General features: G+C 32.1%; 11 protein-coding genes. 8 read left to right on the top strand and 3 right to left on the bottom strand.

Features of this window, described 5'->3' with window-relative positions:
* The first annotated feature begins 40 nt into the window (after positions 1-40).
* From E1J38_RS08995 to E1J38_RS09020, 6 genes are all read left to right on the top strand, one after another.
* Positions 41-2,002 carry an AAA family ATPase gene (locus tag E1J38_RS08995; protein WP_133356668.1) on the top strand — a complete coding sequence of 654 codons (1,962 nt, stop codon included), beginning with the start codon at positions 41-43 and terminating at the stop codon, positions 2,000-2,002.
* Positions 1,995-2,579, top strand: coding sequence for an NUDIX domain-containing protein (locus E1J38_RS09000; RefSeq protein WP_133356667.1), 585 nt, complete (start codon positions 1,995-1,997; stop codon positions 2,577-2,579). Before E1J38_RS08995 ends, E1J38_RS09000 begins: the two co-directional genes overlap by 8 nt.
* An 82-nt stretch (positions 2,580-2,661) precedes the next feature.
* Entirely contained in the window at positions 2,662-3,897 is a 1,236-nt protein-coding gene (locus E1J38_RS09005) for a DUF6638 family protein (RefSeq protein WP_133356666.1), read from the top strand.
* 58 nt (positions 3,898-3,955) lie between these two features.
* A complete protein-coding gene (locus tag E1J38_RS09010; protein ID WP_133356665.1) occupies positions 3,956-4,489 on the top strand; it encodes a hypothetical protein in 534 nt (177 codons plus the stop codon).
* A gap of 97 nt (positions 4,490-4,586) precedes the next feature.
* The gene (locus E1J38_RS09015; RefSeq protein WP_133356664.1) at positions 4,587-6,272 is read left to right on the top strand and encodes a hypothetical protein; all 1,686 of its coding nucleotides are present in this window, start codon (positions 4,587-4,589) and stop codon (positions 6,270-6,272) included.
* Positions 6,273-6,612: 340 nt separating this feature from the next.
* Entirely contained in the window at positions 6,613-7,113 is a 501-nt protein-coding gene (locus E1J38_RS09020) for a hypothetical protein (RefSeq protein ID WP_133356663.1), read from the top strand.
* Here E1J38_RS09020 and E1J38_RS09025 read toward each other — a convergent pair.
* A complete protein-coding gene (locus E1J38_RS09025; RefSeq protein ID WP_133356662.1) occupies positions 7,103-8,113 on the bottom strand; it encodes a formimidoylglutamase in 1,011 nt (336 codons plus the stop codon). The genes E1J38_RS09020 and E1J38_RS09025 overlap by 11 nt on opposite strands.
* Positions 8,114-8,224: 111 nt before the next feature.
* On the opposite strand from E1J38_RS09025, the gene E1J38_RS09030 reads away from it, so the two are divergent.
* Positions 8,225-9,106, top strand: coding sequence for a DUF8428 domain-containing protein (locus E1J38_RS09030; protein WP_133356661.1), 882 nt, complete (start codon positions 8,225-8,227; stop codon positions 9,104-9,106).
* Between the two features lie 259 nt (positions 9,107-9,365).
* On the top strand, positions 9,366-9,995 hold the full coding sequence (locus tag E1J38_RS09035) for a peptidase associated/transthyretin-like domain-containing protein (protein WP_255449841.1): 630 nt from the start codon (positions 9,366-9,368) through the stop codon (positions 9,993-9,995).
* Positions 9,996-10,015: 20 nt separating this feature from the next.
* Here E1J38_RS09035 and E1J38_RS09040 read toward each other — a convergent pair whose 3' ends face one another.
* Both E1J38_RS09040 and E1J38_RS09045 read right to left on the bottom strand, forming a co-directional pair.
* Positions 10,016-10,921 carry a M23 family metallopeptidase gene (locus tag E1J38_RS09040; protein ID WP_186525847.1) on the bottom strand — a complete coding sequence of 302 codons (906 nt, stop codon included), beginning with the start codon at positions 10,919-10,921 and terminating at the stop codon, positions 10,016-10,018.
* A gap of 159 nt (positions 10,922-11,080) precedes the next feature.
* Entirely contained in the window at positions 11,081-13,036 is a 1,956-nt protein-coding gene (locus E1J38_RS09045; RefSeq protein ID WP_133356660.1) for a T9SS type A sorting domain-containing protein, read from the bottom strand.
* Positions 13,037-13,175 lie beyond the last annotated feature (139 nt).

Here is a 13,175-nt window from a genome sequence, read left to right on the forward strand (position 1 = left end):
GCCTCTCACAACTTTTAATATGTAACTTTTTAACTTGAATATGGAACACAACTCAACTTTCCCAATAAAACAATCAGAATTAGATATGCTTCGTGATGAGGCAACATCTTATTTAAAAAGTATTCAATGGCAGCAGGGAGCTCGCGCAAAAAATCGAGATAAAGATGCCAAAGATGATTCTATTCTCTTGTATTTGTCTCGGGCTAATAATGGAAGCTCGACCAGTGAAATAACATCAGTTTCAAAAACTATTTTAGCATTAAAAAAGCGCTTATTGCCAGATTCTGTAGCTATTCCTATTTATTTAAATCAAACACTCTATGCTGTTCAAGAAGGGATTACTATGGGTATATGGGTAAAAGACAGTTATTATGATGCATCCGGATTAACAAGTTTAAATGAAAATAAGTCGGCTTTAGATGCCAGCGGAAAACGTGAGTTTGAAAGTAAAATGCATACTGCTACAGCATTTATGCTATTTTCAATGGCTTACAAAATATTACATGATTTAAAAACACATGCTTCAGATGATTTAAGTGTAATGAAACAGAAGTTTGTTGGCATTCCAGAGATGTCATTATTATCACCCATAAAAGGAATTTCTTGTGCATTGTTTTATTATGATAAATATTTGGGACATCCTGAAATTGTAAAATCAGATAAAGATGTCATTGATTTTACCGTGGTGTATTTTGAAGCTTTAATTGATGAGATTCAACTACGCAAAAGTAGTTTAGAGTATACCGAAACTATTGAAGACAGGACCTATAAGTTAGAAAGTTCTGAGTTTGCAATTTCTGGATGGAATAATGTGTTTGCAGGTACCGCCAAAAGTGTAGCGTTTAATAAAATTAAATTTGAACAGATAGTTGGTAACCGAGATGCTAAACATTTTGCACGTAGACTAACCGAGCGTTTGTTGAGTTACGACTTCATTGCTAAAAAGAATCCGTTTCAAGAACTTGGAGGTTTTATGCCCGTTTTTATGGGTTACGGTATACCTGGCACAGGAAAGAGTATGCTCATTGCAGCTATTGCAACTAAACTTAAAGAACATTGTGATACCTTAGATATTCCATTTCTATTTCATCCCATGCCAGACACCTTGATAAGTACGTTTCAAGGCGGTTCTGCAGAAAAAATGGTGGAATGGATGAAACCCCTTCAAGATCCTTCAAAATTAATATTTGCGCCCATTGATGATGCTGAAAATAATTTACAGGAACGTACCGCTCAAGGAGTGTCAGCAGGTGTAAAGGAAGTTATAGGCGTGTTTTTACGCTATACCGAAGGAGCTTATGCAGTAAATTATGGCAACAGTTCTATAGGTTTGTTCACTAATCTACCAGAAATGTTAGATAAGGCTGTTATTTCACGTGTTCAAGGACGATTTAAAATTGATGGAGCACGAACAGAACATGATTTTCTAGATCAAGATTTTCTTTGGTGGCATAAATTAGATGATACGTTGCCAGATTTTGTAAACATGCAAGAGCCTAGCAATTATAAGTATTTGCAAAATCAAGGTTTAGCCAAAAATATGGGTGAAATTTTAAGCGCTATTGAAAAACCTTCGGAGCAACGTGTGCATGAGATTTATGAGGATGTTGAGAAAAAGTTTAAAACTAATGAACATTTGTTCTATGCCAATTTATATAAGGAAATGCAAAAAGAGTTTCCATTCTTTTCATCTAGAGATGTTAGAAATATTCAAAGTGCAGTATCATTGCGTTTAACCGATTTTGACTTAGAGGATGATTGGTTTGATAATCCTGAGGTTTATTTCAAACAAGATTACGAAACCAAATTCAATATGCTTCAGGAATTAATGAGAGCCAATATGAAAGGGCTGGATTTCTCTGAAATAAGAAGACAAGAAGTAGTGAGATATTTAGATAATGTGGCTACAATAGCAGATACCGATTTTAAACGAAAAGTTGATGCTAGAGTAAATCAGTTAAATATTGAAATGGAGGCCAGAAAAACATTTGAAGATGATTAACAAAAAGATAAGAAATATTGAGAAAACACTGCTTTCTGATAACTACTATGTTCTGAATCGGGTAACTTTTGATTATTTAATGCCTAACGGATGTTGGGTGAATCAAATGCGAGAGGTATATGATAGAGGAGATGGTGCTGGTATTTTACTTTACAATAAAGAAAAAAGAACCGTTATACTTATCAAACAATTTAGGATGCCTACTTATTTAAATGACAATGAAGATGGGGCTTTAATAGAAATAGCCGCGGGAATGTTAGATAAAGACAACCCTGAAGCATGTATTATTAGAGAAACCGAAGAAGAAACTGGCTTTAGGCTTAAAGAAGTAAAAAAAGTATATGAAGGATATTCATCACCAGGTGTTATGACAGAAAAAATGCATTTTTTTGTTGGTGAATATACAGATGCCATGAAAGTAAATCAAGGCGGTGGATTAGATAGTGAAGCTGAAGATATTGAGGTTATTGAAATTCCTTTTGATAGAGCCGTGAACATGCTTCATAATGGAGAAATAATTGATACGCGTACTATTGTGTTATTGCAATATGCGATAATTCATAAACTAATAGCATAGTTTGTCATTCCCGCGTAGGCGGGAATCCACAAAGCAATAAATATAATAAAAATAGATTCCTGCCTTCGCAGGAATGACAGAAATGCAAAAACTAATAGAAGCCAATTTATATAGAAGTGAACTAATTCCGGTAAGTGGAAAATTGGTAGACCGTTATAATAAATGCCTAACAAAACTTGGCTTTACTCCAACAAAACTTAAGAGTTTTTTAATTGATGGAATTGGTTGGAGTCCTGAAATAGCTGAAGAAAAGCAGAATTTAAATTATCTAAATAACGGAGAAGCAAATCCGCATGGTATCATAATTACACCTTTGCAAAAAGGAAAGCCTGTGTATTTTCCATTCCATACCTTTGATCGAGAGATGATTAAGTACATTTTTAAGATGTATGGTGATAAAATTAAAGATATTACTAGAGACTCTGCCATTTGTATTGATTTTGATCAGAAAATTGATGCTTTTTATGAACCATTGGATGTTTTAAAGTATGATACAATACATATTAATTTTCATTTAATGAATAATTTGTATCATCAGCAACAAGAACAATTTCAGTTAATAGAAAAGTTTAAACATGATTATAATTTTATTAATGAAGATGTTCATGCAGAGTTGTTAAAATCGGCTAAAGAATATGGTGATTTGCGTCAAAGGGATTTAGAGCTTCCAGCCATAGATTTTAAAGTAAGTTCATTCTACACAAGAGCCTTTGGTGGGGTTTATGTATTGAGAGATTTTATTTCTCCCATAGTAATTTTTGAAGACAGAAAATGGCATAAAGAGGCCATAAAGGATACTAACCATGAAGTACTCATATATCATATTCACCAAAAGGAATTAATGGTGAAATTAAGAGAACATATCATAATTGAATACAATTTGGAAAAGGCTGTAAAAACAGATCGTTATGAACGTATCAAAAAATATGAAATGTCGCTTCAGCTAAAGAAAACAGAACATCCTATAAATGATATTTTAAGTAACCCAATTCTTTTTAAAAGCTACTTAAATAAATTGGATATAGATACACGTAAAAAAGTGATGAGTGTTGAAAGGTATCTAGAAAAACTAGAAACAAGCAACCAGTTTAAAATATCTGATATTGTTGAGCCTAAAATGTTTGATGCCCTACATAGACCTCATTCATCACTAGAACCTAAGCATCAAGATTTAATTTGGAAATTACTAGTTAATATAGCTCCCAAAGATGTTTTGTATTGGTATTGGTATGATAAGGAAGATTTCTATAAAAACTATGAAGGTTGGGATGACTCATTAAAGACGTGGGTTGTGGAGACTATTAGTAACAATATTTAAGAAATTTAGACTAATAGGCAGAAGATTAAATATTATAACTTTTAACTAACAAAATAACATGGGACTAGAATTAGTAATTTTTATTGCGGCCATTTTATTTGGGATTTTTATTTATTGGCGGGAATCCCAAGCAAATAAACTTTATCGGTTTTTCAACAAAATATTTAATAGCAAAGAATTACAAATGAAACCAGAGAATAAAAAGGGGTTTGTATTCAAACAAGCCTTTTTGCCAAGGTTGGTTTACGTGGTTGGTTTCTTTTTGGTAACAGGGTTGATTATACAATTTTTATCCCCTTTTGAAATTTTTACAAGTTATAACGGTATTTCAGCCTTTGCATCAATTTCTGTAGGGACTCTAATAGGAACTTACCTAGCCAATTTTGTTTTAAAATCAGGTAAAGTAATTGAAGAAAAAAGTGATAGTTTAGGTGAGGTTGTTAATGCAACTATTGAAAAAGGAAAAGACATTATTGAAGATATAAAAACCAAAGATTTCAAAGAAGAGCCTGAAGAAGACTTACAGAAGGAACCTAAAAAACAAGGTAAAAGTGCCAGAGAGCGTCTAAAAGATAAAGGATATTTAAAATAAACCTTTTTGTCATCCCGAACTGGTTTCGGGATCTCAAAAAAGAGAAAAATAATTAACAAATAAGATTCTGAAACAAGTACAGAATGACAAATATAATATGATAAAATCTTATTGGAATAAAGGAAGAAAACAAAAGCGAAATACAATTATTATTGGATTAATTTTACTAATTCTGTTATTTGTTTTAAGGGATGATTATCAGCCATTTCTATTATTTTTAAGAAAATTTGTTTTCATCATTTTATTAAGTGGGTTGGTTTTGTTCTTTGGTTTAAGAAAATTTAGAAAAACAGCTAGTACTGGTGGTAGATTAGGTGTTTTAGGGGTTTTGATTTCGTTTTTTGGTATTTTATATGTAGTTGGTTGGCATTTTAAAATGTACGATTACATGAAAACATATAATGTCTTCAATAGTTTAAATCGGGTTGAAATTAATGAATTACCTCTAACACAAAACGAACGCATACAACCATTGCGTAACATTTTTTCAATGGCAAATGAAAGTGTAGGAGAGACCAAAGATGTATCATTACCACATTTAGTTAGAGTTGATGATGAAAATAAATGGACTATGGCCATTCAACCCACTGAAAAGTATGTGTGGCAAGGTATTACAGATAATACTGAGGAAGTATTTTCGGTATCAAGTACCACACCTTTTCCAAGGTTTTCAAATGAAAATAGAATACCTGTTACTTTTTCCATAGGAGAATCTTTAAAGTTTAGTAGAAACACCTATAATGCCGTAGTGCAACGATTTAATATTTTTAAGTTGTTTACTATGGAACCCAGTGACACCTATTATATGAAAAATGATACTGGACAGTGGGTTCAAGTGGTAAGTTTAATTAAATGGAAGGGGTTCTTATTTCCTTACCCAACCTTTGGAGGGGTTATGGTGATAGACGCTGGAGAACACAATTTTAAAGATTATATAGAACGCATATTAATAGGTAAGGGCACATACATAAGTCCAAATGAAATGAACAACCATCCCTATCTAACAAGGCAAAATACACTTGCTGAAAAAGTATCAAGAATACAAGCGGAGTCTTTAAAATTTTTAGGTGGTTTTAGTGACCCTCTACCTTGGAATATGGAAACAGCTGTTAAAATTCCAGATTTACCAGACGATCAAAATCAACAACCTTTTGTAACCGATTTTGATTTTTCTGATACAGATTCTGATGCGTATAGCGGATTGTATCATTGGTTTGGACTAGAGCCTGTTGGTGATCAGCGTACCAGTTTAACCTTTAGTGTTTTTATTCCTGCTGATGGAACCAAAAAACTTTATTATTATGACCATGCATCAAAGAAACAAGGCTATGCAGGAGTCTCGGCAATGCCTTTAAAAGTAATCGAGTCTAGGAAAGAATTTGATTGGTCGGTTAACAAACCCGTAGAATTTAGACCATACATCAAAAATATAGCGGGTAGAAAACGCATGTTTTTCTTAGGAACCATTTCTGCTATAAGAGACAATGAAGCTGATAAATTTGATGGCTCAGCCACACCAGATTTAGCTTTGGTTGATAGTGAATACCGTGATGTTGTTTGGATAGATGTAAAACACCCAAGCCAATGGGATAAAACGGTGTATGATCAATTAAATGAGGCTTGGAGAGCTAGTGAGGGTATAAGTCATTATTTTATTGAAGAAACAAAAAAGATTGATGTTGTTGAGCAATTAATAGATTCATCATTAATTAAAACTGAAAAGGAAATTCAAATTGAAACTCTCCAAAGAAAAATAGATTCTTTAAAAGCAAATAATAATTAAGATGCTATGGACTAGAAATCATTTTAAGAATGTTTTGCAGAGACAAAAGGAACGAATTGAAGAAGTCAATGCTAGGTTTGATAAAAGAAAAGATTTGTCTAAAGGTGCAAGTAAAAAACTAGAATTCAATCATCCAGAACTAAGTTCTATAGAACAAAAAAAATTAAAAGCTAAGATGAAATCAAAGATGAAAAGGGATAATTTCAATGATTATGTCTTATATTTCCTCATTTTTTTAGTCCTATTTATTTCTTTCTATTTTTTCATGAATTAATATAATTGGTGCCAGTGTTTTCCGTAACATTTATGAAAACAATTAGACTTATAAATAAAGTCTATTATGTTCAATTATTTAGAGTTAGATTATAAAACCAAAAAGGAAAGAGAATTAAGAAACGCTATAAGGAAACTACAGTCTCATAGAATAAATACTTCTTTTAGGTCTTCATTTTCAAATAGTTTAAATAAGTTCATAGTAAAACTTAAGTTGCATTGGGGAAAAACAATTTTATTTACAACCACTGTATTGTTTGCTATTATTACAGCAATATTATTGTTAAACCCTATAATCTCTAGATATGAGAAATACTCCAATACGCAGAGAGAGGAAATTATTTTGCTACGTAAAAGAAATAATCAAAGAGCTTTTAATTTTTTGATAAATTCTGGAAAAAAAAGATTGTACCATGGGAACATTAGTGGTGCTTACAAAGAATTTAAATTAGCTCATGCTATTTATCCTGATAATAAAGAATTAAATAAATTACTTGTAAAAACTTTAAATATTCTGTGTGAAAAGCAAGTAAGTTATTGCGAAGTGTTAGATGTTTTTAAACCTTGATAAAATCAGTGATCAAATAAGTAATAAGTTTTCCTATTTGGTACTCTGTTTTCTTTTTAGGAGTTGCTTCACAAACATGTAAATACTGCGCATGCTCATGCTTTGCAAAATAATTTACAAATCGTCTCACTTTATTTACACTGAACGCACTAGGAGTCATAGCGCTACTTGGTATACCCTCAATGGCATCACAATCTATTTCAATACCAAAAGTATCTTTAGACACATGTTTCAAGGCACGTTCCATTTGAGAATCAAACTCTAAATCCTTTTTAACTTCAATACTTTCAAACGTATTATATTTTACCGCCTTAATTTTGTTGAGTGTGGTTAGCGTTTTTTCAGAAGTATAGTTTTCATGTAATCCAAAAGCAAAATACCTACCTAAAAACCCTTCGGCAAAAGCATAGCTAAAACCGTTTCCGCTATGGCGACCTTCTTCGGGTTTAAAATCGGGGTAGGCATCAAGGTTTACAGCATTCACAGCTTTATTTAATGCTAAACTTGTTCCTTTTATAATACCGTAAGCATTATTTTGACCACCACCAACTATAATAGGTTTTTTACCAGCAGAAACAATTTGATTCACCAAATATGTTATATGCGTATCTATTTGGCTAACCAAATCTCTAATTTTTTTTAAATCTTTTTTCTGAGCTACATCAAGCTTAGCACAATACTCCATTTCTTGTGAGAAATCTAAATGCCCCAGTATTAAAATATCTTTTGCTCTAGTATATATATTACTTTGAATGTTTAACAAAACTTTAATTGTGGCATCCCATGCCTTAGAGGTTCCCAATTTTCCTTGGTTTGCTAAAACACCAATATCTTCAGGAATTCCAAAAATAACATACTCGACGTCCAAATTTTTAAGTTGTTCGTATATGTTAGAAATGTTCGTTAAAATTTTGACGTGTTGCCCAAATTTAGTTTCGCCTTGGCGTTTGCTTAAAAGTTTATTTAAGTTCGATTTTTTAAATAAAATCAGTTTGTCCATCCAGAAATTAGTTTGAATAAAAATACATCAATATTTAATTATAGCGTAATAAAATCAGAAGTAAAACTAAGTAAGTATTAAACTTAACAGAAACATTAAAAACAAGTAATTATGGAAGGAAACAAAAGTAGTCAGGGGTTAAAAATTGCACTAGGTGTAGCATTAGCTCTTTTTTTAGGAGTTGGATTTTACACTATGAATCTTTATAGTGATAGCAAAGAAAACGAGAAACAATTAACTGAGGAGAAACAGTTAGTTATGAACGATTTAAACGCCATGGCAAAGCAATATGATGAAGCTATAAGCGAAAATAAAGTTACTAACGAGAGTTTAGTAGAGGCAAGAGAAAGAATTCAAGGCTTAATAGATTCTTTAAAAATTTCTGAAACAAATGTAAGAAGCCTATGGAGATATAAGAAGAAGTACTTATCACTTCAAAAAGAAATGGATGTATTATTGGCTCAAAATGATTCATTACGAGTTGAGAATTCTTATTTAGCAACTTCTTTAGATAGTACGAGAGTAAAACTAGAAGAGCGTACTATGTTTACAGATTCTTTATTAGTACAAAATACAGCTTTAGCTGAAGTTGTAGAAAATGCCTCTATTTTAGGAACTGTTGGTTTAAAAGGTTTTGGCGTTATAGAAAGAACATCTGGTAAATTAATTCCAACAGAAAGAGCTGGCAGAACAGATAAAATTAGAGTTTGCTTTACAGTTGCCAAAAATAACTTGGTACAAGCAGGAGATCAAGAATTATATGTTCAGGTAATTGACCCAAAAAACAATACATTAGGTTTAAATGAGCAAGTAGAATTTGAAGATAAAACTTTAAACTACAGTATTATTAGTAAGTTTAATTATGAAAATGCCAACCTTAATGTTTGTGAGTTTGTAACAACTAAAGGACAAGACTATGAGAAAGGTCGCTATGTAGTGAATGTTTTCAATCATAAAGATCTTGTATCAACCTCAGAGTTTACTTTGAAATAGAAAAAGAAAAATCTATTTATTAATTTACAAGTAACCCCAAGTCCTCTTGGGGTTTTTTGTAGCCTTATATTTAAGTTTTAAATATTTATGAACTGATTAAGAGAATGATTTAAATGGTATTATAAGAGATATTATAATGTCATTTCATCGGTAATTTTTACATAAAATCGCAATTCATCGTTTTATTTTAAAGTTCACATAGTTTTTATTAGTTCTGGGATATAATATTCTAATTTTAAATAAATTAATTTTTGTCCCCATGAAATTTAAATACATAATAGTCATAATTTCTGTTATTTTAATTTTAGCAAATTGTTATGTAGTAACAGCTCAGGAACCTACTGATGTTTTAAAAGATATTCCTGAAAATTATAAAAAGCGTAGTCCTATTTATGATTTTTCGGAAAAGAATTTGAATAGTATTGATACCATTCCTGATTTTTCTTCAAAAAAAAATAAACTCAAAATAACTGGAACTATTTACGAAAGTGATGGTGTCACACCGGCAAAAAACATATTACTCTTTGTTCACCAAACTGATGAAAACGGAAATTTTGAGCTAAAAAGACATAACAAAAAGCGTTATGTACACCACAGAGGTTGGGTAAGAACAGATGAAAATGGTAAATACACCTTGTATACGTTTGTCCCTGGAAGTTTTATTTACGGAAAAGAATTAAAACAAATTTACCCAATAGTTAAAGAACCTAATAAACCTGAATATAAAATAGAAACATTTCTATTTGATGACGATCCTTTGCTTACTGGTAAATGTAGAGCTAAAGTAGAAGACACAGACCCTCAAAGAATTTTAAAGTTAGATAAAAAAGAAGGTTTATGGGTTGCTACCAGAGACATTGTTCTTGGTAAAGAAATAGAATCTTACTAGAGTTTTAAAAATATACCCGTTTATTTTTCAATAAGTAATTTCTGCCCAATTTTAATGACAGAGTTTCTCCTAATCTGGTTAAGTTTACAAATAGAAGCAATAGTTACATTGTTGTTTACTGAAATTCTGGATAATGTGTCGCCAGGTCTTACCACATAAATAGAACGCTGTTTTATTAAACTAGCCAAGGCTTCCTTTTTGGTTAATAAAGGCTTAATATGGCTTTGTCTTCTTGAATTATGAAAAATAGGTTGTGTCCATTTTTTAGTTACCCAAAGCTCTTTAGCTCTTATGGTATTATTATCATCAAACTTGAATAAATATTCAGGATTTATTGAAACCCCCTTGTAATTTATAACCAAGTGTAAATGGCTCCCACGGGCATTACCAGATGTGCCACCTTTACCTAAATAATCACCTTTAGCAACCGTATCATTTTCTTTAACACCATATCTTGATAAATGGGCGTAAACAGTCTCTAAACCATTGTAATGTCTTACCACTACTGTTCTTCCATGACCACTAGTGTATCTAGACATCCTCACTACACCATCAAACATGGCAAATATACTATCTCCAGTAATTAGGTCTATATCAATACCTTTGTGAGCACGTCCCCATCTCCATCCGTAGTGCGACGTAACTACTTTATCCTTTCCAATAGGAGAGTGATACGTGGAGTCTTCAAATTGTATTTTTAATGGAAATTTAACATGAACTTCTTTGTATGGGTTATAAACAGTATGATTCCAATATTCTGATTTGATGTTTGGCTTATCAGAAACCACATTCAAGGAATCTGTTTTAGTTGAATCTTCTAAAATAGATTCGATAGCCATAGCAAGTGATTCTATATCATTGAAGCGATTCTGGCTAAGCGCATCGAAAGAAATAAAAAGTAATAAGCTGGTTATTAAAAACTTCATTCTAGATACCTGACGAATATAACTTTTTGAATTGCGAATATAAGTATTATTAACGCTTCGTTTGTAATTGTATTGTTTGAGTTATTAACATAGAAAAGTAAAAAGTACTTTATATAATGTCAACAAAATAATAAAAGACTAGCTTATAGTTTCATTCTCTTACCTTATTACAATACGCCTATTGATAGATTTATTATCCCAACTTATTTTAAGAATATATGTGCCACCTGATAGATCAGAAGTATCAAGTTTTATAATTTCAAAGCTTGTATTAGTTTTATCGAAAGCAACAGTCTTAATCTTTCTACCAGAGATATTGAACAAATCAATTTGTAAATTATTAGATGATATTTTTTCTAAATCAATATTTAAAATATCATATGTTGGGTTAGGGTAAATTTTTAGAGTGCCTTCTAATTTCTTTTCAGCATTATTTAGGGTGTTTGTATAAAATTGGGCCTCTTGCATAATTTCTGGACTTGACTTTCCATGGGTACTCCAGAGATCATAAAGCTCAATTCCCTTGGTATTTGTAATATTCTTGTCTCTCAGGAACTCAATATATTCTTTAGAAACGGTTTGGTAGAGTAATTTTACTTCAATTTCATAAGTATCTATTGGTAAAGTATAAGAAGTAATATCAGAATACGCCCCATCAGCGTATGAATATCCTACCGGCGCTGCTTGAATGGCTTCAAAATTAGCATTAGTAAAACCTCGTGGGGGTATTCTGTTGTCTTTTACAACCATATTATTAAGTGCAAAATGGAAAGATTCTCCAGCTACATAACTTCCCATACCATTAATGTTTGCTAATGCAGCTACGTCATCACTCATACCTAATTTAGCTTCATAAATTTTAGTGCTATTTTGGTCTAATGTTGCTGTTTCACTATCATAAGCACCAGATTCATATATCAAGTTATCTGAGATATCATAGCCCCTTACATTAATCCACATACGCCTGCCTTCGGGATAACCAGAGGGTAGTTTGTGCCCTGTTTCATTTATGATCTCTACATCTAGATTATAGCCGCTTCCAGATTCTGTCACAAACAAATTCATAGTGGCTGCATTCTCTAACATATATCTGGCTCTTTCAATTCCAGCGTTAATGGCATTTTGAATTTCAATATTATCTGGAAAATGCAATGTTTTAACTAATTCTGGAACAAAAGTGTTACCTCCGGTTAAGTCATGTTGGCCAATATCATTTCTAACAGGAACGTAGTTTTTATTAGCTCCTTTACCCGTCATATCCTGCATATGACAATCCTGACATGAAATTACATTCTCTTTATTTCCTCCAAATACAGACGAAGGTACACCTGTTGGTGTATTGTAGGCACTCATTTTCCATTCGCTATACGTTCGTTCTACAGGAAACATTTCATAAGTATCAAATGAAGGCGCCTGCAAATCCAAAGTATTTGGTTTATAGGTGCCATCAGCCTGTTTTGAAAATACAGGGTTACTCACATCATGACAGGTGGCACATAATTCTGATTTAGTATGAAATTCAGAATAAAGTACATCATGATTTACTTGCGTTATATCATTATAAGGACCACGACGTAAATCTTGAGAATCTACAATAAACATACCATTGCCGTGTATTGTAGTTGGATTGCTTAAGGTATTTATATAGGCAAGATCTGTAGGGCTTGTACTTAAAGGGTCTGTTAATTTATGGCAAAAATGACATTGTACGCCTTCATGATCATTATCAGTAAGGGCAGAGCCATCAGTAGGAGTAGAGCGACCTTCTAACCAACCTACAGGGGAGTGACATCTAATACATAAATCACCACTATCAATGGCATCTTGATTGGCTATTGTTAAGGAGGCCTCAAATAATGGGTCTCGCATACTATGTGCCATCATACTACCGCGCCAGGTAAAAGCTGGTTCAATGGCTGAGTCATAACCGCCATGACAATTGTCACACTGTTCTGGGTGGTTAAATGTTCCTGATTCCAAGGGTTGCGAACCAGGCATGAAAAAATCATTTAAAGTTGTAGGGACATAACCGGGTTGTATATTAATGTTAATCCATCCTATTAAGGTAAGAATCAACCCCAGTAATATTATTAGTATGAAATAATAGCGCTTCATGATACTGAAATTGAGTAAGATTATAGTAACTAATAAAGTTACTCAACAAGCGAAGAAATTAATATGATAAAGATCAGTTTAAAAATAAAATTTAACGATTTTTAGAATAACATTATTAATGACCTTTGATGCGTTTTGT

Origin of the sequence: Seonamhaeicola sediminis (genome assembly GCF_004358095.2) — a bacterium.
Taxonomy (GTDB): domain Bacteria; phylum Bacteroidota; class Bacteroidia; order Flavobacteriales; family Flavobacteriaceae; genus Seonamhaeicola; species Seonamhaeicola sediminis.

What these genes read in the sequence shown, in the direction of transcription:
- E1J38_RS08995 (WP_133356668.1), top strand. Translation starts at nt 41, where the DNA reads ATGGAACACAACTCAACTTTCCCAATAAAACAATCAGAATTAGATATG.
- E1J38_RS09025 (WP_133356662.1), bottom strand. Translation starts at nt 8,113, where the DNA reads ATGGACAAACTGATTTTATTTAAAAAATCGAACTTAAATAAACTTTTA.
- E1J38_RS09015 (WP_133356664.1), top strand. Translation starts at nt 4,587, where the DNA reads ATGATAAAATCTTATTGGAATAAAGGAAGAAAACAAAAGCGAAATACA.
- E1J38_RS09040 (WP_186525847.1), bottom strand. Translation starts at nt 10,921, where the DNA reads ATGAAGTTTTTAATAACCAGCTTATTACTTTTTATTTCTTTCGATGCG.
- E1J38_RS09035 (WP_255449841.1), top strand. Translation starts at nt 9,366, where the DNA reads ATGAAATTTAAATACATAATAGTCATAATTTCTGTTATTTTAATTTTA.
- E1J38_RS09045 (WP_133356660.1), bottom strand. Translation starts at nt 13,036, where the DNA reads ATGAAGCGCTATTATTTCATACTAATAATATTACTGGGGTTGATTCTT.
- E1J38_RS09000 (WP_133356667.1), top strand. Translation starts at nt 1,995, where the DNA reads ATGATTAACAAAAAGATAAGAAATATTGAGAAAACACTGCTTTCTGAT.
- E1J38_RS09010 (WP_133356665.1), top strand. Translation starts at nt 3,956, where the DNA reads ATGGGACTAGAATTAGTAATTTTTATTGCGGCCATTTTATTTGGGATT.
- E1J38_RS09030 (WP_133356661.1), top strand. Translation starts at nt 8,225, where the DNA reads ATGGAAGGAAACAAAAGTAGTCAGGGGTTAAAAATTGCACTAGGTGTA.
- E1J38_RS09005 (WP_133356666.1), top strand. Translation starts at nt 2,662, where the DNA reads ATGCAAAAACTAATAGAAGCCAATTTATATAGAAGTGAACTAATTCCG.
- E1J38_RS09020 (WP_133356663.1), top strand. Translation starts at nt 6,613, where the DNA reads ATGTTCAATTATTTAGAGTTAGATTATAAAACCAAAAAGGAAAGAGAA.